Genomic DNA, 20,225 nt, shown 5'->3' on the forward strand with positions numbered 1-20,225 from the left:
CGATTGTACCCGCCAGGGTGTTTTCGGCTGGCAGCTCTGCCGCAGCCGCCTGTGCCAGCCCGTAAAATCACTCCTCTTTGCCGATTCCATTCTTTGCCCCACCCATGCCCAAGGCCGCCGCCAAAACCGTACCCGACGCCCCGCAAGAGGCCTTGCCTGCCAGCTACGAGGCCGCCCAGCAGGAGCTGGAGCAATTGGTCAGCCGCCTTGAATCGGGCCAATTGCCCCTGGAACAGCTACTGTCCGGCTACCAGCGCGGTGCCCAGCTGCTGCAGTTCTGCCGTGACCGGCTGGACGCGGTAGAACAGCAGATCAAGGTGCTGGACCAGGGTGTGCTGAAGCCATGGACGCAAGAATGAATACCACCGCATTTGATTTATCCCGCTGGAGCAGCCAGCAACTGGCCCGTGTAGAACAGGCCCTGAGCGACTGGGTGGCCGCTGGCGGCGTGGTGGACGATGAACACCCCGCCCCCGCCGCACTACGCGAGGGCATGCGCTATGCCGTGCTGGACGGCGGCAAGCGCCTGCGGCCCCTGCTGGTGCTGGCCGCCCGCGAAGCCGTGGCCACCGGCGAGGCCGCCACCGCCACGGCCGGCCTGGACGACGCGGCCATGCGTGCCGCCTGCGCGGCCGAGCTGATCCACGCCTATTCGCTGGTGCACGACGACATGCCCTGCATGGACAACGACATCCTGCGCCGCGGCAAGCCCACGGTGCATGTGCAGTTTGGCGAGGCCCAGGCCCTGCTGGCTGGCGACGCGCTGCAGGCCCTGGCGTTTGAATTGCTCACGCCCGAAGGCAGCGAAGCCCCGGCCAGCGTGCAGGCCACGCTGTGCCGCCTGCTGGCCCAGGCCGCGGGTTACCAGGGCATGGCCGGCGGCCAGGCCATCGATCTGGCCAGCATCGGCCTGGCGCTGAGCGAAGACCAACTGCGCTGCATGCACCGCCTGAAGACTGGCGCCTTGTTGCAGGGTAGCGTGATGATGGGCGCGGCCTGTAAGCAGGGTGCGCTGTCCGCCACTGCACATGCGGCGCTGCGTGACTACGGTGCCGCGCTGGGCCTGGCTTTCCAGGTGGTGGACGATATCCTGGACGTCACCTCCGACGCCGCCACCCTGGGCAAAACCGTGGGCAAGGACGCTGCCCAGGACAAACCCACCTATGTGTCCCTGCTGGGCCTGGAGCGCTCCACCGCCTACGCCCAGGAGCTGCTGGCCCAGGCTCTGTCTGCGCTGGATGCCAGCGACCTGCCCAACACCCAGGCGCTGCGTGCCCTGGCCGATATGGTGGTGAACCGGTCCAGCTGATATGGCACACCCCCAGTCTTCGCGCACTGCCCCGGAATCGTCTTGCAAAGGCGAGGACGCATGTCGCTACGCCAACCCCCTTGCAGGGGGCAACACCGCCAGCCCGGCAGAGCCGGTTCTGGGGTGTTCTGGCGAGGTCCGTTGTTTACGCCTCCACAAGAATTGAAACTATGCCTACCGCGAAACCATCGACCTTTCCGCTGCTGGAAACCATCAACGACCCGGCGGACCTGCGCCTGTTGCCCCGCACCGAGCTGAAACCGCTGGCCGATGAGCTGCGCGCGTTCGTGATCGACAGCGTGTCCAAAACCGGCGGCCACCTCAGCTCGAACCTGGGCACAGTGGAGTTGACGGTGGCATTGCATTACGTCTTCAACACACCGGAAGACCGGTTGGTGTGGGACGTGGGCCACCAGACCTATCCGCACAAAATTTTGACCGGACGGCGTGAGCGCATGGCCTCGTTGCGCCAGCTGGGCGGTTTGTCGGGCTTCCCGACCCGCTCCGAAAGCCCATTCGACGCATTTGGCACGGCGCACTCCAGCACCTCCATCTCTGCCGCGCTGGGCATGGCCCTGGCGGCCAAGCAAAAGGGCGAGAACCGCCGCAGCGTGGCCATCATCGGCGACGGCGCCATGAGCGCGGGCATGGCCTTCGAGGCGCTGAACAATGCCGGCGTCAGCGATTGCAATCTGCTGGTCATCCTGAACGACAACGACATGAGCATCAGCCCGCCGGTGGGCGCGCTGAACCGTTACCTGGCGCAGCTGATGAGCGGCCAGTTCTACGCCGCCGCCAAGAGCGTGGGCAAGCAAGTGCTCAAGGGTGCGCCGCCGCTGTTCGAGCTGGCCAAGCGCTTCGAGCAGCATGCCAAGGGCATGGTGGTACCGGCCACCCTGTTCGAGCAATTTGGCTTCAACTACATCGGCCCCATCGACGGGCACGACCTGGACTCGCTGATCCCCACGCTGGAAAACATCAAGCACCTGACCGGCCCGCAGTTCCTGCACGTGGTCACCAAGAAAGGCCAGGGCTACAAGCTGGCCGAGGCCGACCCCGTGGCCTACCACGGCCCCGGCAAATTCGACCCGGCCGTGGGCCTGCAAAAAGCCAGCGGCGCCAGCAAGCCCACCTTCACCCAGGTGTTTGGCCGCTGGCTGTGCGACACCGCGGCGCAGGACAGCCGACTGGTCGGCATCACCCCGGCGATGCGCGAAGGCTCGGGTTTGGTGGAATTTGAGAAGCTGTTTCCAGACCGCTACTTCGACGTGGGCATTGCCGAGCAGCACGCGGTGACCTTTGCCGCCGGCCTGGCCTGTGAAGGCTTGAAGCCGGTGGTGGCGATCTATTCCACCTTCCTGCAGCGCGCCTACGACCAGCTGATCCACGACGTGGCGCTGCAGAACCTGCCGGTGGTGTTCGCACTCGACCGCGCTGGCTTGGTGGGGGCCGACGGCGCTACCCATGCGGGTGCGTACGACATTCCTTTCTTGCGCTGCATCCCGAACATGGGTGTGGCCTGCCCGGCCGATGAGAACGAATGCCGCCGCCTGCTGAGTAGCGCGTTTGCGCAAGACAACCCGGTGGCTGTGCGTTACCCGCGTGGCGCGGGTGCTGGCGCAGCCATGGAAGCCGGTCTGCAGCCGCTGCCCTATGGCAAGGGTGAGATTCGCCGCCAGAGCAAACAGGCTTCGGGCATTGCCATCCTGGCCTTCGGCACCTTGCTGTACCCGGCGCTGGCCGTGGCCGAGAAGCTGGACGCCACCGTGGTGAATATGCGCTGGGCCAAGCCGCTGGACGTGGAACTGCTGCTGCAGATCGCCGCCAGCCACGCGGCTTTGGTAACGGTGGAAGACGGTGCCGTCATGGGCGGTGCCGGCAGCGCGGTGCTGGAAGCGTTGCAGGCTGCGGGCGTGACCGTGCCAGTGCTACAGCTGGGCCTGTCCGATGACTTCATTGAACACGGCGACCCGGCCAAGCTCATGTCCCTACAGGGCCTGGATGCTGCCGGCATCGAGGCATCTATAGAAAAACGCTTTCCAGCGCAGGTAAGTACTGCGAAGTCTGCTCTTAAATTGGTAGCGTAATTGCTATTGAGCGGCGCCACCAGGCGGTGGGCCGCTGGGCTTGGTGAAACCCTTGGCCGTCATGCAGGCATCCATGGCCGTACGGTCTGGGTGGCCTCCCGCGTCTTTGGCGACGCTGGCAGAGCAGGCTTGTATGGCCGCATCCAGGGCGGCATTTTTGCCACCGTTGCTGCTGGGCGGGGCGTTTTGGGCGCCGCTGCTGGCGGCATAGGCCAGGCCCAGGGCGGCGATGCAGGCCAGGTGGATGCTGGATGTCTTCACGGTTCAATTCCCTTGATCAATATGCTGCCGCCAAGGTGGGCAGAGCGGCCACTGTAGGCGGGCTTTGTCAGCTGCGTGTGTGTCGAATGTCGGGTTTGGGTAAACCGCTACCGCCGTGGCCGGCGGCATAGCAGAATTTGAACGTTTTAGGCCTCTGGCGCAGGTACTATCAGCGCTAGCAGCTATCACTTTTATAGTATTGTACCAGCGAGGTTCAGCGCTGCATGCCCCAGCGGCGTACCGTGAAGCGCTCCAGCGTCTGGAACACCAGGCTTTCCACCAGCAGGCCGATGGCGATGACCATCACCAGGCCGGCGAACACGCGGTCGGTGAACAGCTCGTTGCGGTTCTGGAAGATGTACCAGCCCAGGCCACCTTTGCCCGAGGATGCGCCGAACACCAGCTCGGCCGCGATCAAGGTGCGCCAGGCAAACGCCCAGCTGATCTTCAGCCCGGCCAGGATGGAAGGCAGCGCGGCAGGCACCAGGATCTGCAGCACATAGCGCAAGCCCTTCAGGCCGTAGTTGCGCCCGGCCATGCGCAGGGTTTCGGGTACTGTCTGGAAGCCAGCGTAGGTGTTCAAGGCCAGCGGCCACAGCACCGAATGGATCAGCACGAACACCAGGCTGCCCTGGCCCAGGCCGAACCACAGCAGCGCCAGCGGCAGCAGCGCGATGGCCGGCAGCGGGTTCAGCATCGCGGTCAGCGTCGCCAGCAGATCGCGGCCGAGCTGGGTCGATACCGCCAGCGTCGTCAGCACAAAGGCGGCGATCACACCGCCGATATAGCCTTGCAGCAGCAGGCTCAGCGAGATGCGGGTCTTGGTGATGAGCTCACCGCTGGCCAGGCCGTCGACCAGCGCGTGCGCGGTCTGCAGCGCGGTGGGCAGCAGCAGGTCGTTGTTCTGGATGCGGGCCACGATCTCCCACGCGATCAGCAGCGCCAGCAGGATCAGGCCGCGGCGCAGCCAGGCCTGTTCCCAGACGCGGGCCGTCCAGGGCAGCAGGCGTTCCACATGGGTGTCGGGCAGGGCCTCCAACACGCGTTCGTATTCGGCCCGGATGGGTGGGTTCAAAACGCTCATGCAATCTTTCGCGGTAGTTCGTTGGCAGGCGTCGGGCTGCCATCGGATTCTTCATTGAACAGCAGGCGGTGGATGCGCTGCGCGGCGGCCTGGAACTCGGCTCCGCCCTGGCTGTGCATGCCGAAGTCGTGGCTGTTGATCTCGGCGCGGACCCGGCCCGGGTGCGGCGACAGCAGGCCGATGCGGTTGCCCACCACCAGCGCTTCCTCGATGGAGTGGGTGACGAAAACCAGGGTGAAACGCACTTCGTCCCACAGCGCCAGCAGCTCTTCCTGCATCTTGCGGCGCGTCAGCGCATCGAGTGCGGCGAAGGGCTCGTCCATCAGCAAGACCTTGGGCTGCATGGCCAGTGCGCGGGCAATCGCCACGCGCTGCTTCATACCGCCAGACAAGGTGTTGGGATAGGCCTTGGCAAAAGCCGAAAGCCCCACCTTGTCTAGATAGTGCAGCGCGCGTTCATAGGCTTCCTGCTTGCCCAGCGTGCGCGATGCCAACAGCGGAAACGCCACGTTGTCGAGCACGGTTTTCCACGGAGGCAATTGGTCGAACTCCTGGAACACCACGATGCGGTCCGGCCCGGGCTGCGTCACCTTGCGGCCGGCGATGCGGATCTCGCCTTCCACCGGCGTGATGAACCCGGCCATGGCTTTGAGCAGCGTCGATTTTCCGCAGCCGGATGCGCCCAGCAGCACAAAGCGGTCGGCCTCGAACACGTTCAGGCTGACCTGGTGGGTGGCGCGCACCACACGCGCTGGCGTGCGGTATTCCAGGCTGACGCCGTCGACTTCCAGCAGCGGCGCGTCAGGGGCGGATTTCAAAGCGGTCACTGTGGCCATTTCAGCTTCCTGGCTGGGTGTAGGCTTCTTCGAAGAAATAGTCTTTCCACGAAGCCGCACGGTTCTTCAGCACGCCGAGCTTGTTCAGCTCGTCGGCATACACATAGGTGCGGAAGGGCGAGATGGTGAAGTCGTTCTCCGGGTCTTCCACGATCTTGCGCACGAAGTCCAGCGGCAGCTTGGACTTCTGCACGCGGATGAAGGTCTCCGCCGCCTTGGCTTTGTTGGCCTTGATGAACTGCGAGGCCTCGACCAGCGCGGCGTAGAAAGCCTTGTAGGTCTTCGGGTTCTCGTCGTGGAATTTCTGCGTGGTGTACAGCACGTTGAAGGTGGCGGGGCCGCCCAGAATCTCGTACGAGCTGATGACCTTGTGCACGTTCTTGTTCTCCAGCGCCTGGTAGTAGAACGGCGCGCTGGAGAAATGCGTGTTGATCTCCGAGCCGCCGGCCATCAGCGCGGCGGTGGCATCCGGGTGGGCCAGGCTCACCGAGATGTTGTCGAAGCGCTTGAAGTCGTCCTTGCCGTAGAGCTTGGCGGTCTCGATCTGCAGGGTGCGCGACTGGAAGCCGGTGCCGGCAGCGGGCACGGCGATGCGGTCCTTGTCGCTCAGGTCTTTCAGCGTCTTCACTTTCGGATTGTTGCTGATCAGGTAGTTGGGCAGCGAGCCGAGTGCGGCCACGGCCTTCACGTTCTGCCGGCCCTTGGTGCGGTCCCACAGCGTCAGCATCGGCGGCACGCCGGCCGAGACCACGTCCAGCGCGTTGGCCAGCAGGGCTTCGTTCATCGCCGTGGCGCCGGAGATCTGGCTCCAATCGACATCGATGTCCAGGCCCTGGGCCTTGCCGTGTTTTTCGATCAGCTTCTGGTCTTGCACCACGTCGAGCACCAGGTAGCCGATACCGAATTGCTGGGCGATGCTGATGCGGCCTTCGGCCTGGGCCAGCAGGGTAGCTGTGGCCAGTGTCAGGCCGGCTACGAGGCGGGTGAGGGGGAATGGCATGGTGGTCTTGTCGTTCAAAATTAAAAAGGGGCGCTACCTTCGATGGTGGTGCGGTAAAGCTTGCGGCGCAGGTGGTCCGGCGTGCCGGCGGCCAAATGGGTGACAGAGCGGTTGTCCCAGAACACCATGTCGTGCGGCTGCCAGGCGTGGCGGTAGACCAGCTCGGCGCGGGAGGTGTGGGCGAAGAGTTCGTCCAGCAGAGCGCGGCTTTCGTCTTCGGGAATGCCGACGATGCGGGTGGTGAAATGCTCGCTGACGAACAGCGCCTTGCGGCCGTTCTCGGGATGCGTGCGCACAACGGGATGCACGGCAGGCTGCACCTCGTCGAGCTGGGCTTGCGTCAGCTTCGGCCGCCAGGGGTTGCGGGCCCGCAGCTCCTCGTATTTGGCCAGGTAGGAATGCTCGGCGCGCAGGCCGGCTACGGCATTCTGCAGCGCGGCGGGCAGGGTGTCCCAGGCTGTATGCTGGTTGGCAAACAAGGTGTCGCCGCCTTCGCTGGGCAGTTCCTGTGCGTGCAGCAGCGAGCCCAGGCTGGGCTTCTCTTTGTACGACAGGTCGGAATGCCAGTAGGCGCCCGCGTCGCCCAGGCCTATGGGTTGGCCGTTTTCCTTGATGTTGGAAACGATCAGGATTTCCGGATGGTTTTGCAGCTGAAAGTTCTTCAATACGTGGATTTGCAGCGGGCCGAAGCGTGCGCTGAAGTCCACCTGCTGCTGTGGCGTGATGCGCTGGTCGCGGAACACCAGCACGTGGTGCTCCAGGTGGGCGCGGTGGATGCGCGCAAAGTCGTCTGCGGCCAGCGGGCGTGACGGGTCCAGGCCGAGTACCTCGGCGCCCAAGGGAGCGTCGAAGGGGCGTATCTCAAGTTTTTGCGCTGTCGTGGTGGAGGTGGGTGTGCGTTCCAGTATCGCGGTCATCGTAGGCCTTGTCAGAAGGGCACCAGGGGTGCCGAATGTGTGGGCGAATGTAGGGCGGCGGCGCTGTAAATGGAACGATTGATTCGGCGTTTGCTAAGTACAAAAACATATGAGGACCGACGGCAGGGTCTGGCGCTCCATAAGAAAATGGCCTGCTAGCGCACACTTTGTCTGCGTAGGATGCTATTGAATATGTAGCACTTTGAGGCGACCTGCGCCGGGGAAAACCCGTGCCAAATCGCTTGCTGCGCTTCCCTACAATCTGCGCAGACTACCGTCTACCCCCTGCGTCTGCGGGGCTGCACTTATTCATCGGAGGGAGATTTTTCATGGATCGTCGTTCTCTTATCAAACATTCCGGTATTGCGGGTGTACTGGCTGCTGGCATGGCGCCTGCGGCACACGCTCAGGCTGCCGTGCGTTGGCGTCTGGCCTCCAGCTTTCCCAAGCCGCTGGATACGATTTACGGCGGGGCTGAGGTGTTCGCCAATGCGGTGAAAGCCATGTCGGGTGGCAAGTTTGAAATCTCGGTGCATGCCGGTGGCGAGTTGATGCCTCCGTTCGGCGTGGTGGACGGCGTGCAGCAGGGCTCGGTGGAGATGTGCCACACCGTGCCGTACTACTTTTACGGCAAGAACCCGGCCTTCGCCATCGGTGCCGCCATTCCCTTCGGCATGAACGCGCGCCAGATGAACGCCTGGATGATGCACGGCAACGGCCGCAAGTTGATGAACGAGTTCTACGCCAACTACGGCATGGTCAGCTATGCCGGCGGCAATACCGGCACCCAGATGGGGGGCTGGTTCCGCAAGGAAGTGAAGACCGTGGCCGACCTGAAGGGCCTGAAGATGCGCCTGGGTGGCGGCCTGGTCGGCGAGGTGATGGCCAAGATGGGCGTGGTGCCCCAAAGCCTGCCCGGTGGCGAGATCTACCAGGCGCTGGAAAAAGGCACGATCGACGCGGCGGAGTGGGTCGGTCCCTACGACGACCAGAAGCTGGGCTTCGCTAAAGTGGCGCCCAACTACTACTACCCCGGTTGGTGGGAGGGCGGCCCCGAGGTGGACTTCTTCATCAACAAGAAGGCCCTGGACGCGCTGTCGCCCGAGAACAAGGCCATCGTGGAAGCTGCCACCACCGTTGCCGCAGTCGACATGCTGGCTAAGTACGACGCACGTAACCCGGAAGCGCTAAAGCAGTTGCTGGGCTCCAAGATCAAGCTGCTGCCGTTCTCCAAGGACATTCTGGACGCGTCCTTCAAGGCGGCCCAGGCCGTGTACGAAGAAAACGATGCCAAGAGCCCTGAGTGGAAGAAGATTTTTGCCGACTTCCGCGCCTTCCAGCGCAACCAAGTGGCCTGGTTCCGCGTCGCCGAAGGCCGTTTCGACAGCTATATGCAGAGCATAAAACTGTAGTCATCGCCGCCATTCAGCAATAAAAAACCGCGCCGAGGCGCGGTTTTTTCATAGGGGCTAGATCAGGGCTTGCGGAATTCGTGCAGCTCGCGCACCAGGCGCTCAAATTCGCTGATGAGGGCCGGCGTGGCGCCGTAGAACACATCGAACTTGCCCATCAGCGTGCGCACATACAGGCGTGGCGCGATCAGCCAGTCCAGGCCGGGTACGCGTATCAGCTTGCCATAAGCCAGGTCGTCAAAGGCCAGCTGCTTGTTCCAGATCCAGCTCTGGTGCAGGCCCTCGCTGCTGATGCGGGTGCGGCTGCGTAGGATGTTCCACCAGGTCCAGGCCATCAGCACCAGGCCGGCAATGAGCCACACCACGCCGGTGCTGCGCCCGTTGCCCAGCGCGCCGCTGGTGAACAGTTGGGCCAGCCAGACCGCGCAGCCGCCGACTATGGCGGTGGTCAGCAGCTTGAACAGCGGCGAAAACGCTGCGTCTTCCACAGCGCTGCCGCTGCCCGGTGCAAAGCGGAAAGGAGTGGGGCCCATAAATAGCTCAGGGCTTCACGGGTTCGGATGCAGGCGCCGAGGCGTCTGCGGCAGGGGGCTCGGCTGCGGGTGCGTCACCAAACGGGTTCTCACCCGTGCTGTCGGACTTTTGCAAATCGTCCACGGGTACCTCGATCTGGATCTTGTCGGTGTCGATCTTTTCTTCCTTGGGCAGGAAGACGGTGACGGTCTGCGGTACAAAGATTACGATGGCCACCAGGATCAGCTGCATCAGCACCCAGGGGATGGCGCCCATGTAGATGTCGTTCGACTGGATGGGTTTCTCGATGCGCTTTTCCTTGAACAGCGTATCGGCAATGCCGCGCAGATAGAACAGCGCAAAGCCAAACGGCGGGTGCATGAAGCTGGTCTGCATGTTCACGCACAGCAGCACGCCAAACCACACCAGGTCGATGCCCAGCTTGGCCGCCACCGGGCCCAGCATGGGCAGGATGATGAAGGCGATCTCGAAGAAGTCCAGGAAGAAGGCCAGGAAGAAGATGAACACGTTGACAGCGATCAGGAAGCCGATCTGTCCGCCCGGCAGGCCGGTCAGCATGTGTTCCACCCACTTGGCGCCGTCCACACCCTGGAACACCATGGAGAACACACGTGCCCCGATCAAGATGAACACCACCATGGCCGTCAGCCGCATGGTGCTGACCATGGACTCCCAGATCAGCGGCAGCGTCAGCCGCCGGTGCAGAGCGGCCAGCAGCAGCGCGCCGACCACGCCCATGGCGCCGGCCTCGGTGGGCGTGGCAATGGCGGTATCAATACCCGGCAGGCCACCCATAGAGCCCAGCACGGCAAAGATCAGCACAGCCGAGGGGATGATGCCGCGCAGGCACTTGGCCCACAGCTTGGCGCCGCTCAGCGTACGGGCGGTTTTCGGGATGCCGGGAATGTCCTGCGGGCGGAATACGCCCAGCAAAAAGGTATAGCCGGCGAAGATCAGTACCTGCAGAATGGATGGGCCCCAGGCGCCACGGTACATATCGCCCACCGAACGGCCCAGTTGGTCGGCCATCACGATCAGCACCAGCGAAGGCGGCACCAGCTGGGTGATGGTGCCGGAGGCCGCCAGCACGCCGGTGGCATAGCGCATGTTGTAGCCGTAGCGGATCATCACGGGCAGCGAGATCAGCGCCATGGCAATTACCTGGCCGGCCACGGTACCGGTGATGGCGCCCAGGATGAAGCCGACGATGATCACCGAATAGCCCAGGCCGCCCTTGACCGTACCAAACAGCTGGCCCATGGAGTCCAGCATGTCCTCGGCCAGGCCGCATTTCTCCAGCACGGCGCCCATGAAGGTGAAGAACGGAATCGCCAGCAACAGGTCGTTCGACAAGATGCCGAAGATGTTGATCGGCAGGTTCTCCATGAACACAGCCGGGAACCAGCCCATCTGGATCGCAAACAGGCCCGAGGCCATGCCCAGCGCCGACAGCGAAAAGGCCACTGGGAAGCCGATCAGCATGATCAGCACCAGCCCACCGAACATCATCGGCGCGAAATTTTCCATCTGCATATCGTTCTGTCCTGTTGCTTTAATCGGTGGTGGCGGGGTTGGTGCGCGGAACACCGTGGAGCCGGCTGCGCCGGGCCACTGGTGTTGCCCCCTTGAGGGGGGGATGCGGCTACACGCAGTGAGCAAGAAACGGGGGGGAGCCTATTCACTGCACCGGCTTTTCGTAATGCGTGTCCATCTCGAATTTGCCTTGCAGGTAGGCTATGCGCTTGATGACCTCCGCCACCCCCTGCAGAAACATCAGCGCGAAGCCCAGTGGCAACAGCATCATGGCGGGCCAGCGGATCAGGCCGCCGGCGTTGTTCGACATCTCGCCTGAACGCAGCATGCCGATGAACAGTGGCCAGCTCAGCCAGGCGATGGTGGCCATCACCGGCAGCAGAAAGAACACCAGGCCGAACAGGTCCACATACACCGGGGCATGGCCCTTGAGTCGGCCGTAGAAGATGTCCACGCGTACATGCTCGTTCATCTTGAGCACCACCGGCGCGCCCAGCATCACGGTGACGGCAAACATATACCACTGGATCTCCAGCCAACCGTTGGAGCTGATGTCCAGCCCATAGCGCACGAAGGCGTTGCCGGCAGAGATAAAGGCGGCGGCCAGCACCGCCCAGGCAGCCAGGCGGCCCATTTGCTGGCTGATCCAGTCCATGCCGAGGGCAAGCTTGAGTAATCCGGACATGGTGTCACTCCGATAGGGAAAAGAGGTGGGGCGCTGGCCCCATGGCCACGGCGATGGACGCCGCTTTTTGCAGCGCACGATGATAACTTTGTAACGTGCACCCGATGCTGCGGCAGGGTCCGGGTTTACGCCTAGACGTCGTTCAGGCTTACGGAAACGGCATTTGTTGTTTCTAAATGTAGGGCTTGGTCGTGCTATTTAAAAAATAGCTGCATATGCTTAGTTTGTAAGCGCTGTAAGCATTTTTAGATATTGCAGTCTGGGGTGTTTGGCGATGCAGCAGGGGTAATTTGTGCAGATTGCTTACCAAGTTGCGAGCCCGGTTTGCTTGCACACCGGCATTCTGGCCCCCATAACTCGAGATGCCCAGTTGCAGTACTGCTGCCTGGCCTTCAAGTGACTCACCCCAAAAGGAGCCAACACATGCATTTCCAACATTCAAAAGCACTTACTTTCGGCATGGAGCTGGAACTGCAGATCGTGGACGACGCCACCGGGCGTCTGTCCCCCAGCAGTGCCGCGCTCTGGCGCGAACTGGAAGTGCTGCCGGAGCATGAACGCTTCTCCCTGGAGGCTACCCAATCCACTATTGAAGTGACCACTTCGGTGCATGAAGATGCCGACACCATGGAGGACGAGGCGCGCGAACTGGTGCGTACCGTAAAGCAGATTGCCCGCCGCCAGAGTGCTGACCTGCGCGGTGGCGGCACGCACATCCTGCAATTCTGGAACGAGCACGAGTTCACCGAAACCGAACGTGCTGCCGAGCTGCATGCCAAGTATGGCTTCCTGCCCAAACGCTTTTCTACCTATGGCATGCACGTGCACATCGGTGTACCCGGCAAGGAGGAGGCCATCCAGCTCGCGAACGTGATGCAAAGCCTGTGCCCGCTATTCATTGCCCTGTCTGCAGCCTCGCCATTCCAGCAGGGCGTGGACACCGGCTTTTGCGCTGCACGCCCGCTCGAGCCGTTGGTCTACCCCTACGGAGGTCCGATGCCGCGTTTGGAGAACTGGGCCGCGTTTGAAAAAGTGGCCCAGGAAATCTTCGACTCCGGCCTGGCCAAAAGCCTGAAGGATATTTATTGGGACGTACGGCCCAAGCCCGAGTTCGGTACGGTGGAAGTCCGCGTGTTTGACACGCCGCTGAGCGTGCGCAAGGCCGTGTCACTGGCTGCCTTCACCCGAGCCTGTGCGGCCCTGGCCTTGCAGGGCGAGCTGGGCTATGCCGCCACTCCGATTCCCTACAACACAGAGCGTGTTAGCCGTTTCATGGCTTGTCGTGACGGTATGGATGCCCACCTGTTCAACCCCGCAGTTGGCGAGTGGATGCCGGCGCGCAAGTGGTTTAACCGCTTGGTGGAACGCATGCTGCAACAACCCTTGTGCGACGCGGATGCGCGCAGAATCCGCAGCTTGCACAAGCTGATTGCCGAGGAGCAGGACTCCGACATCATGCGCGACACCTGGGGTGACATCGTCAACCGTTCGCCCGCCATGGCGCACTGGACGCCCGGCCCGCGTGAGTACGCATTCAACTCGCGCGAGCATTGCGCCCGCCTGCTGGCGTAAAGCTGGTGTCCGTCCGCCAGCGGGGCGTTACAAAGCTGGGTATTTGGGTGAATAATGGCCCATGTCCTCCACCCTGCCACGGGCCTTGCCGGGCTCTATCGATGCGCCGTCCATGCGCAGCGCGGGCCACGACCTGCTGTCGCTGGCGCTGATGGATGCGCGCAACCACACCCTGCATTTGCTGGACCAGTTTGAGTCGGCCCAGATGGGCTTGCCACCCGGCCTGCAGCCGCGCTGGTTGGCCGGGCATATTGGCTGGATGGCCGAGGCCTGGCTGGGCCGCAATACCCAGCGCAGCCGTGGTACGGAATGCGCCTTCCAGCCCACCCGGCTGGCCTCTATCGAACCCCATGCCGACATCTGGTGGAACCAGGAGCAGATGGAGGGCCGTGGCGCCGCATTCGCGCCAGATTTGGCCACCACCAAGAACTTCTTGCTGCAAACGCTGGAGAGCACGCTGGAGCTGCTGGAGAAAACGCCCGATAACGACGCGGCGCTGTACTTTTACCGTCTGGCCCTGTTCCATGAAGACCTGCGTGGCGAGCAATTGATCACCCTGGCCCAGGTGCACGGCGTGCCGCTGCAACTGGCTCCGCCCGCGGGCATGGCCGCGCGGCCACCGCTGCAACTGCCGGCCTGTCAGTGGCAGCTGGGTTCGCAGCCGGGGGGCTTTGTGTTTGACAACGAAAAATGGGCGCATGAGGTCGCGCTGCCTGCGTTTGAGATCGACGCCCAGCCGGTCAGCTGGGCCCAGTATGTGGAGTTTGTGGACGACGGCGGTTACGACAATTCCGCCTGGTGGCAGCCTGAGGCCTGGACATGGCTGCAGACCATGGACAAGAAAGAAGGCCGGCGCGCACCGCGCTATGTGGACCAGATTGGCGTGGCCAGCGGTGCCGTGCTGCAGAACCGGTTTGGCGTGCGCCTGCGCGCTGCGGGCCAACAGCCGGCCATGCATATGAGCTGGTGGGAGGCCGATGCCTGGTGCCGCTGGGCCGGGCGTCGACTGCCCAGCGAGGCAGAGTGGGAATATGCGGCCATCCATGCGGCCCGCAGGGGCTTCCACTGGGGTGATGTGCACGAATGGACGGCCAGCACCTTCCGGCCTTGGCCCGGCTTCAGCGCTGACCCGTGGATGGCCTATTCTGTGCCCTGGTTTGGCCACGCCAAGGTGATGCGGGGCGCGTCGTTCGCCACGCGTGCACGCATGAAGCACCCCAAGCACCGGGGTTTTGCCCTCCCTGGTGATGATGTGCGTTTTGTTGGTTTCCGCTCGTGTGCGGTTTGAGTGCTATATAAATAGTAGCTACCGACGCTGAATTTATCTGCGCTGGCGGCCATTTGTGTATATGTCATTAAGTGATGGGGTGATGCGCAACGCTATGCTGCTGCGGTGTCGCTATGGATTAGGATGGACCCATTTTTTTACCGTTTGCCTGCCATGACCGAGCCCCGCCTCCATTACGTTTCTTGCCCCGGCCCCGCAGCCGTCCGCAGCGCACCTGACGCCAGCGGCCACCGCATGGCGTACTGGGAATGGGGCGACCCGACCAACCCCCATCTCGTGCTGTGCGTGCATGGGCTGACGCGCCAGGGCCGAGACTTCGACGTGCTGGCCCAGGCCTTGAGCCGTGGCGCCCGTGTGGTCTGCCCGGATGTAGTGGGTCGCGGCCAGAGCGACTGGCTGCAAGACCCGCAGGCCTACCAGATGCCCACTTACGCCGCCGACATGCTGGCGCTGCTGGCCCAGCTGCACCAGCAGTCCCCGGTGCAGACCCTGGACTGGCTGGGAACCAGCATGGGCGGGCTGATCGGCATGGGGGTGCTGGGCACGCCCGGCTTGCCCTTGCCGGTACCGGTGCGCCGCCTGGTGCTGAACGACGTAGGCCCGGCGCTGGAATGGACGGCCCTGCAGCGCATCGGCACCTACCTGGGCAATACCGGCAGGTTCGAATCGCTGCAGCAGGCGGCCGATGCGATGTGGGCCATCTCGGCCAGCTTTGGGCCGCACACACCGGCCCAGTGGCTGGAGCTGTCGCGCCATATGGTTAAACCCCTGGTGCCGGGCGAGCCGGCGCTGACCCTGCACTATGACCCGGCGTTGGCCGAGTCGTTTCGCAGCTTCAGCGCCGCATCGGCGGCCGAGGGTGAGGCCGCGCTGTGGAAGCTGTACGACAACATCACGGCACAGACCTTGCTGCTGCGGGGAGCGCAGTCCGATTTATTGTCGGCCGCCACGGCCAAGGCCATGACCCAGCGCGGCCCGAAAGCGCGCCTGGTGGAGTTTGCGGGTGTTGGGCATGCACCGACCTTGATTGCCGATGCGCAGCTTGCCGAAGTCGTTGGTTTTTTACTTACCTGAGGACCAGCTAGGGATGAAAAGTGCACCGACTGTGCAAGCCACCGCGAGCCCGCCTGAAGAGCGCCTGGCAGATGTGGTGGCGGTTACTTCCGAGACCTTGCCCGAGCAGGTGAATGCGCTGGCGCGGGCTCGGGCTTTTGCCGAGCCGCTGATCTCCGGCGAGCTGCTGGACACCGGAGAGAACACGCTGGAGCACGCCGATGCCGTGGCCGCCATCCTGCGCTCGGTGGGCGGCTCCGAGGCTATGCAGGCGGCCAGCTACCTGGTCTATGCCTGCGTCCATCTGAATAAGCCGCAGGAGGTGATTGCCAAGGCCTTCGGTGCAAACTTTGCGGCATTGGCGGTAGAGACCACGCAGCTGATGCGGGTGCAGCGCCTGTCGCGCGGCTCCGACAGCGCCGCCAACCCGGCGGATGACCCGGCGGCGCAGACCGAAAATGTGCGCAAGATGCTGCTGGCCTTCTCGCGCGATCTGCGCGTGGTCATGTTGCGCCTGGCTTCGCGCCTGCAGACTTTGCGCTTCTGTGCAGCCAGCAAGACACCGGTATCGCCGCGCTTGGCGCGCGAGTCGCTGCAGGTCTTCGCTCCGCTGGCCAACCGCCTGGGTATCTGGCAGATCAAGTGGGAGATGGAGGACCTGTCTTTCCGTTTCATCGAGCCCGATACCTACAAACAGGTGGCGCGCTTGCTGGACGAAAAGCGCGTGGAGCGCGAGGCCAACATGGAGCAACTGCGCTCCACCCTCGAGGCCGAGCTGATCGCCCAGGGTCTGCAGGCCACGGTGCAGGGCCGACCCAAGCACATCTATAGCATCGTCAAGAAGATGCGCGGCAAGTCGCTGGGCTTTGACCAGCTATTCGATATCCGTGCCCTGCGCGTGGTGGTACCCAGCGTGGACGATTGTTACGCCGTGCTGGGCTGGGTGCACAGCCGCTTTGTGCCCATGGCCGATGAGTTTGACGACTACATCGCCAAACCCAAGGGCAATGGCTACCAGTCGCTGCACACCGTGGTGCAGCAGATGGTGGACGGTGTGGCCTGTTTGCCGATTGAGATACAGATCCGTACCCAGGCCATGCACGAGCATGCCGAGTACGGAGTGGCCGCGCACTGGGCATACAAAGAGGCCGGTACCAAGGGCTATGCGGGCGTGTCCGCCAGCGGTGAATACGACGCCAAGATCGCCGTGCTGCGCCAACTGTTGGCCTGGGAGCGTGATCTGTCTGGCGCGGCGCCGAATGCTGGTGACGTGCATGTGCTGAGCGACCGTATCTATGTGCTGACGCCCGATGCTGCGGTGGTCGAGCTGCCTGCGGGCGCCACGGCGGTGGACTTTGCCTACAGCTTGCACACCAGCCTGGGGCATCGCTGCCGTGGTGCCAAGGTGGACGGCGTGCAAGTCCCCTTGAACACGCCCTTGCAAAACGGCCAGACCGTGGAGATCACGGCCGCCAAGGAAGGCGGCCCGTCGCGCGATTGGCTGAATGCCGAGCTGGGCTACCTGGTCAGCCACCGTGCCCGGGCCAAGGCCCGGGCCTGGTTCAATGCCATGGCCATCCACACCACCGTGGCGCGGGGCCGCGAGGCGGTGGAAAAGCTGCTGCAGCGCGAGGGCAAGACGGCCATCAAGCTGGACGATCTGGCTGCTCGTCTGGGCTTCAAGTCGGCCGACGATTTGTTCGAGGTGGTGGGCAAGGATGAGTTTTCGCTGCGCAGCATCGAGACCCTGCTGCGTCCGCCCGAGCCGGTGCTGCCGCAGGACGATTTCCTGCTGCTCAAAAAGTCCCGCAACACCGAGAGGTCACCCAAGGGCGGTGTGTTGGTGGTCGGTGTGGATTCGCTGATGACCCAGTTGGCCAAATGCTGCAAGCCCGCGCCGCCGGACCCGATTCTGGGTTTTGTCACGCGCGGCAAGGGCGTCAGTATCCACCGCGCCGACTGCAGCAATTTCCGCGAAATGTCTGCCCGCAATGGCGAACGCGTGATCCCGGTGGAGTGGGGCAGCGACAAGAAGGAGCATGCCGCCGTCTACCCGGTGGACGTGGCGGTGCAGGCTGCCGACCGCCAGGGTCTGCTGCGCGATATTTCCGAAGTCTTCACCAAGGAGAAGATGAATGTGATTGGCGTGCAGACCCAGTCTGTCAAGGGCACGGCATGGATGACGTTCACCGTGGAGGTAGCCGACGCGGCGCGGCTCAACAAGGTGTTGGGCGTGGTGTCAGAGGTTGTGGGCGTGCGCTCTGCACGACGCAAATAATGGCGACCGCAAGGAATCGTAAAAAACCCGTGCTATACTCGTGGTCTCGAATGCATCCTTAGGCGCGTAGCTCAGCTGGTTAGAGCACCACCTTGACATGGTGGGGGTCGTTGGTTCGAGTCCAATCGCGCCTACCAATAATTTGGTAGTAAAAAAGGCCTAGCTTAACCGCTAGGCCTTTTTTATTTGTGCCGCCGTAAATTGCGCGGTGCAGTCTGTTCAGGGTAATCCTTGACACTGATTGCGAGGTGGTTTTTTACAATATGTTGCGGTGCAGTACAGTGCACATAGCAACACCATCGACCACCAAGGACTGCAGTGCCGAGCAACCCTCCCGATAGCGACAAAACGGCGCATCGCGTCATCAAGAAATACCCCAACCGGCGTCTCTATGACACCGATACTTCTACCTATATCACGCTGGCAGAAGTCAAAAAGCTGGTGATGCAGCACGCGCCGGTGCAGGTGCGCGATGCCAAAACCGGTGAGGACCTGACGCGCGCTATTTTCCTGCAGATCATTCTGGAAGAAGAGGCGGGTGGTGCGCCCTTGTTAACCGAGCAGGTGCTGGCCAACATCATTCGTTTTTACGGCAACACCATGCAGGGTTTTTTGGGGCCCTATTTGGAAAAGAATGTGCAAACCTTTATGGATTTGCAGTCCAAGATGGGCGAGCAGGCCAAGGGTGTCACCCCAGAGGCCTGGGCGCAGATGTTGAAAATGCCGTCTCCCGTGATGCAGGGCATGATGGGTGCTTACGTAGAGCAGTCCAAAAATATCTTCGTGCAGATGCAGGAGCAGATGCAGCGGCAAACCGAGCAAATGCTGGGCAGCTTTGGCTTGAAACCCTGAATTTCCCCGGCGCGGCGACAATAGGGGGATGACTGAAGTAATTTCCCCCACCCATACACCCAAAGTTGGATTTGTCAGCCTGGGCTGCCCCAAGGCGCTGACCGACTCCGAGTTGATCCTCACCCAGCTGAGCGCCGAGGGTTACCAAACCTCCAAGACCTTCGAGGGTGCCGATCTGGTGATCGTCAACACCTGTGGCTTTATCGACGATGCCGTGAAGGAGAGTCTGGACACTATCGGCGAGGCCTTGGCTGCCAACGGCCGGGTGATCGTGACGGGTTGTTTGGGTGCCAAGGCAGGTGGTTCCGGTGGCAACTTGGTGCGTGAAATGCACCCCAGCGTGTTGGCCGTAACTGGGCCTCATGCCACGCAAGAAGTGATGGATGCCGTGCATGCCAATCTGCCCAAGCCGCACGACCCGTTTCTGGATCTGGTGCCCAATGCGTTCGGCAGCGCGGGCGTCAAGCTCACGCCCCGCCACTACGCATATTTGAAGATCAGCGAAGGCTGCAACCACCGTTGTACTTTTTGCATCATTCCGTCCATGCGTGGCGACCTGGTTTCGCGTTCGATTGGTGACGTGCTGAGCGATGCGAAAGCCTTGTTTGAAGGCGGCGTGAAGGAGTTGCTGGTGATCAGCCAGGACACTTCGGCCTATGGCGTGGATGTGAAATACCGTACCGGTTTCTGGGATGGCAAGCCGGTCAAGACCCGCATGTTGGAACTGGTGCAAACCTTGGCGGATATTGCTGAGCCCTATGGTGCCTGGGTGCGCTTGCACTATGTTTATCCGTACCCCAGCGTGGACGACATCCTGCCTTTGATGGCGACTGGTCGCGTGCTGCCCTATCTGGATGTGCCTTTGCAGCACAGCCATCCGGACGTGCTCAAGCGCATGAAACGCCCCGCCAGCGGTGAAAAGAATCTGGAGCGCATCCAGCGCTGGCGCGAGATTTGCCCTGAGCTGGTCATTCGTAGTACTTTCATTGCTGGATTCCCGGGCGAGACGGAGGAAGAGTTTTCCCATTTGTTGGACTTCATGCGTGAAGCCCAGATTGACCGCGCGGGTTGTTTTGCGTATAGCCCGGTGGACGGCGCTGCGGCTAATGACATCCCTGGCATGCTGCCATTGGAGTTACGCGAAGAGCGTCGTGCGCGCTTCATGGCCGTGGCTGAAGAAGTGTCGGCGAACAAGCTGCTCAAGCGTGTCGGTAGTACCATGCAGGTGCTGGTGGATTCGGCGCCGGGTCTGGGTAAAAAAGGTGGGGTCGGCCGCAGCTATGCGGATGCGCCCGAGATTGACGGCATTGTGCGTTTGCTGCCGCCCGAGAAGATCAGCAAGACCTTGAAGGTGGGTGAGTTCACCAAGGCGCGGATTGTGGGCACGCAAGGTCACGACCTGGTGGCCTTGCCCATCTAAGTCTAATTTCCCCGTGCTGCATATGTGGTGCGGGGAAAAATGGGCAAAAAAAAGCCGCTAACTTTTTAGCGGCTTTTTTTCGAGTAAGGTGTGGTGCCCAGAAC

Annotated in this window: 18 protein-coding genes and 1 tRNA gene; 11 read left to right on the forward strand and 8 right to left on the reverse strand. The window is 62.5% G+C overall.

Annotated elements, in window-relative coordinates; all coding sequences use genetic code 11:
- The first annotated feature begins 104 nt into the window (after positions 1–104).
- The 3 genes from AC07O2_RS18600 to dxs all read left to right on the forward strand — a co-directional run bounded on the left by AC07O2_RS18600 (position 105) and on the right by dxs (position 3,396).
- The gene (locus AC07O2_RS18600; RefSeq protein WP_495077234.1) at positions 105–359 is read left to right on the forward strand and encodes an exodeoxyribonuclease VII small subunit; all 255 of its coding nucleotides are present in this window, start codon (positions 105–107) and stop codon (positions 357–359) included.
- Positions 344–1,309 carry a polyprenyl synthetase family protein gene (locus AC07O2_RS18605; RefSeq protein ID WP_495077235.1) on the forward strand — a complete coding sequence of 322 codons (966 nt, stop codon included), beginning with the start codon at positions 344–346 and terminating at the stop codon, positions 1,307–1,309. Before AC07O2_RS18600 ends, AC07O2_RS18605 begins: the two co-directional genes overlap by 16 nt.
- 170 nt (positions 1,310–1,479) lie before the next feature.
- Positions 1,480–3,396, forward strand: a complete 1,917-nt coding sequence (gene dxs, locus AC07O2_RS18610) for a 1-deoxy-D-xylulose-5-phosphate synthase (RefSeq protein ID WP_495077236.1) — start codon at positions 1,480–1,482, stop codon at positions 3,394–3,396.
- A gap of 3 nt (positions 3,397–3,399) precedes the next feature.
- Here the strand turns inward: dxs and AC07O2_RS18615 are convergent, their stop codons facing one another.
- From AC07O2_RS18615 to AC07O2_RS18635, 5 genes are all read right to left on the reverse strand, one after another.
- Entirely contained in the window at positions 3,400–3,657 is a 258-nt protein-coding gene (locus AC07O2_RS18615) for a hypothetical protein (protein ID WP_495077237.1), read from the reverse strand.
- Positions 3,658–3,871: 214 nt separating this feature from the next.
- Positions 3,872–4,741 carry an ABC transporter permease gene (locus AC07O2_RS18620; protein WP_495077238.1) on the reverse strand — a complete coding sequence of 290 codons (870 nt, stop codon included), beginning with the start codon at positions 4,739–4,741 and terminating at the stop codon, positions 3,872–3,874.
- Positions 4,738–5,577 carry an ABC transporter ATP-binding protein gene (locus AC07O2_RS18625; protein WP_495077239.1) on the reverse strand — a complete coding sequence of 280 codons (840 nt, stop codon included), beginning with the start codon at positions 5,575–5,577 and terminating at the stop codon, positions 4,738–4,740. The genes AC07O2_RS18620 and AC07O2_RS18625 overlap by 4 nt, the downstream gene beginning before the upstream one ends.
- Position 5,578: 1 nt before the next feature.
- Positions 5,579–6,577 (reverse strand): ABC transporter substrate-binding protein, encoded by a 999-nt coding sequence (locus AC07O2_RS18630; protein WP_495077240.1) that lies wholly within the window; start codon positions 6,575–6,577, stop codon positions 5,579–5,581.
- A 20-nt stretch (positions 6,578–6,597) separates the two neighbouring features.
- On the reverse strand, positions 6,598–7,494 hold the full coding sequence (locus AC07O2_RS18635) for a TauD/TfdA dioxygenase family protein (RefSeq protein ID WP_495077241.1): 897 nt from the start codon (positions 7,492–7,494) through the stop codon (positions 6,598–6,600).
- Between the two features lie 329 nt (positions 7,495–7,823).
- Here AC07O2_RS18635 and AC07O2_RS18640 point away from each other — a divergent pair, with 329 nt between their 5' ends.
- Positions 7,824–8,906, forward strand: coding sequence for a TRAP transporter substrate-binding protein (locus tag AC07O2_RS18640; RefSeq protein ID WP_490592627.1), 1,083 nt, complete (start codon positions 7,824–7,826; stop codon positions 8,904–8,906).
- Positions 8,907–8,968: 62 nt separating this feature from the next.
- On the opposite strand, the gene AC07O2_RS18645 is transcribed toward AC07O2_RS18640, so the two are convergent.
- The 3 genes from AC07O2_RS18645 to AC07O2_RS18655 all read right to left on the reverse strand — a co-directional run bounded on the left by AC07O2_RS18645 (position 8,969) and on the right by AC07O2_RS18655 (position 11,658).
- Positions 8,969–9,439, reverse strand: coding sequence for a hypothetical protein (locus AC07O2_RS18645; RefSeq protein WP_495077242.1), 471 nt, complete (start codon positions 9,437–9,439; stop codon positions 8,969–8,971).
- A gap of 7 nt (positions 9,440–9,446) precedes the next feature.
- Positions 9,447–10,973 (reverse strand): TRAP transporter large permease, encoded by a 1,527-nt coding sequence (locus AC07O2_RS18650; protein WP_495077243.1) that lies wholly within the window; start codon positions 10,971–10,973, stop codon positions 9,447–9,449.
- 145 nt (positions 10,974–11,118) lie between these two features.
- A complete protein-coding gene (locus AC07O2_RS18655; protein WP_495077244.1) occupies positions 11,119–11,658 on the reverse strand; it encodes a TRAP transporter small permease subunit in 540 nt (179 codons plus the stop codon).
- A gap of 423 nt (positions 11,659–12,081) precedes the next feature.
- On the opposite strand from AC07O2_RS18655, the gene AC07O2_RS18660 reads away from it, so the two are divergent.
- The 7 genes from AC07O2_RS18660 (at position 12,082) to rimO (ending at position 20,121) form a co-directional block, all read left to right on the forward strand.
- Positions 12,082–13,230 (forward strand): carboxylate-amine ligase, encoded by a 1,149-nt coding sequence (locus tag AC07O2_RS18660; RefSeq protein ID WP_495077245.1) that lies wholly within the window; start codon positions 12,082–12,084, stop codon positions 13,228–13,230.
- 61 nt (positions 13,231–13,291) lie between these two features.
- The gene (locus AC07O2_RS18665) at positions 13,292–14,518 is read left to right on the forward strand and encodes an SUMF1/EgtB/PvdO family nonheme iron enzyme (protein WP_495077246.1); all 1,227 of its coding nucleotides are present in this window, start codon (positions 13,292–13,294) and stop codon (positions 14,516–14,518) included.
- Positions 14,519–14,671: 153 nt separating this feature from the next.
- Positions 14,672–15,592 carry an alpha/beta fold hydrolase gene (locus tag AC07O2_RS18670; RefSeq protein WP_495077247.1) on the forward strand — a complete coding sequence of 307 codons (921 nt, stop codon included), beginning with the start codon at positions 14,672–14,674 and terminating at the stop codon, positions 15,590–15,592.
- A gap of 13 nt (positions 15,593–15,605) precedes the next feature.
- The gene (locus AC07O2_RS18675) at positions 15,606–17,849 is read left to right on the forward strand and encodes a RelA/SpoT family protein (RefSeq protein WP_495077248.1); all 2,244 of its coding nucleotides are present in this window, start codon (positions 15,606–15,608) and stop codon (positions 17,847–17,849) included.
- A 60-nt stretch (positions 17,850–17,909) separates the two neighbouring features.
- Positions 17,910–17,986 (forward strand) — tRNA-Val (locus tag AC07O2_RS18680).
- A gap of 181 nt (positions 17,987–18,167) precedes the next feature.
- Positions 18,168–18,701: a polyhydroxyalkanoate synthesis repressor PhaR gene (phaR, locus tag AC07O2_RS18685; RefSeq protein ID WP_495077249.1), complete on the forward strand. Its 534-nt coding sequence runs from the start codon at positions 18,168–18,170 to the stop codon at positions 18,699–18,701.
- A gap of 28 nt (positions 18,702–18,729) precedes the next feature.
- Positions 18,730–20,121, forward strand: coding sequence for a 30S ribosomal protein S12 methylthiotransferase RimO (rimO, locus tag AC07O2_RS18690; RefSeq protein WP_495077250.1), 1,392 nt, complete (start codon positions 18,730–18,732; stop codon positions 20,119–20,121).
- The last annotated feature ends 104 nt before the right edge of the window (positions 20,122–20,225 follow it).

The organism is Rhodoferax sp. GW821-FHT10B06 (genome assembly GCF_059415605.1).

What these genes read in the sequence shown, in the direction of transcription:
- AC07O2_RS18600 (WP_495077234.1), top strand. Translation starts at nt 105, where the DNA reads ATGCCCAAGGCCGCCGCCAAAACCGTACCCGACGCCCCGCAAGAGGCC.
- AC07O2_RS18605 (WP_495077235.1), top strand. Translation starts at nt 344, where the DNA reads ATGGACGCAAGAATGAATACCACCGCATTTGATTTATCCCGCTGGAGC.
- dxs (WP_495077236.1), top strand. Translation starts at nt 1,480, where the DNA reads ATGCCTACCGCGAAACCATCGACCTTTCCGCTGCTGGAAACCATCAAC.
- AC07O2_RS18620 (WP_495077238.1), bottom strand. Translation starts at nt 4,741, where the DNA reads ATGAGCGTTTTGAACCCACCCATCCGGGCCGAATACGAACGCGTGTTG.
- AC07O2_RS18625 (WP_495077239.1), bottom strand. Translation starts at nt 5,577, where the DNA reads ATGGCCACAGTGACCGCTTTGAAATCCGCCCCTGACGCGCCGCTGCTG.
- AC07O2_RS18630 (WP_495077240.1), bottom strand. Translation starts at nt 6,577, where the DNA reads ATGCCATTCCCCCTCACCCGCCTCGTAGCCGGCCTGACACTGGCCACA.
- AC07O2_RS18635 (WP_495077241.1), bottom strand. Translation starts at nt 7,494, where the DNA reads ATGACCGCGATACTGGAACGCACACCCACCTCCACCACGACAGCGCAA.
- AC07O2_RS18640 (WP_490592627.1), top strand. Translation starts at nt 7,824, where the DNA reads ATGGATCGTCGTTCTCTTATCAAACATTCCGGTATTGCGGGTGTACTG.
- AC07O2_RS18645 (WP_495077242.1), bottom strand. Translation starts at nt 9,439, where the DNA reads ATGGGCCCCACTCCTTTCCGCTTTGCACCGGGCAGCGGCAGCGCTGTG.
- AC07O2_RS18650 (WP_495077243.1), bottom strand. Translation starts at nt 10,973, where the DNA reads ATGCAGATGGAAAATTTCGCGCCGATGATGTTCGGTGGGCTGGTGCTG.
- AC07O2_RS18655 (WP_495077244.1), bottom strand. Translation starts at nt 11,658, where the DNA reads ATGTCCGGATTACTCAAGCTTGCCCTCGGCATGGACTGGATCAGCCAG.
- AC07O2_RS18660 (WP_495077245.1), top strand. Translation starts at nt 12,082, where the DNA reads ATGCATTTCCAACATTCAAAAGCACTTACTTTCGGCATGGAGCTGGAA.
- AC07O2_RS18665 (WP_495077246.1), top strand. Translation starts at nt 13,292, where the DNA reads ATGTCCTCCACCCTGCCACGGGCCTTGCCGGGCTCTATCGATGCGCCG.
- AC07O2_RS18670 (WP_495077247.1), top strand. Translation starts at nt 14,672, where the DNA reads ATGACCGAGCCCCGCCTCCATTACGTTTCTTGCCCCGGCCCCGCAGCC.
- AC07O2_RS18675 (WP_495077248.1), top strand. Translation starts at nt 15,606, where the DNA reads ATGAAAAGTGCACCGACTGTGCAAGCCACCGCGAGCCCGCCTGAAGAG.
- rimO (WP_495077250.1), top strand. Translation starts at nt 18,730, where the DNA reads ATGACTGAAGTAATTTCCCCCACCCATACACCCAAAGTTGGATTTGTC.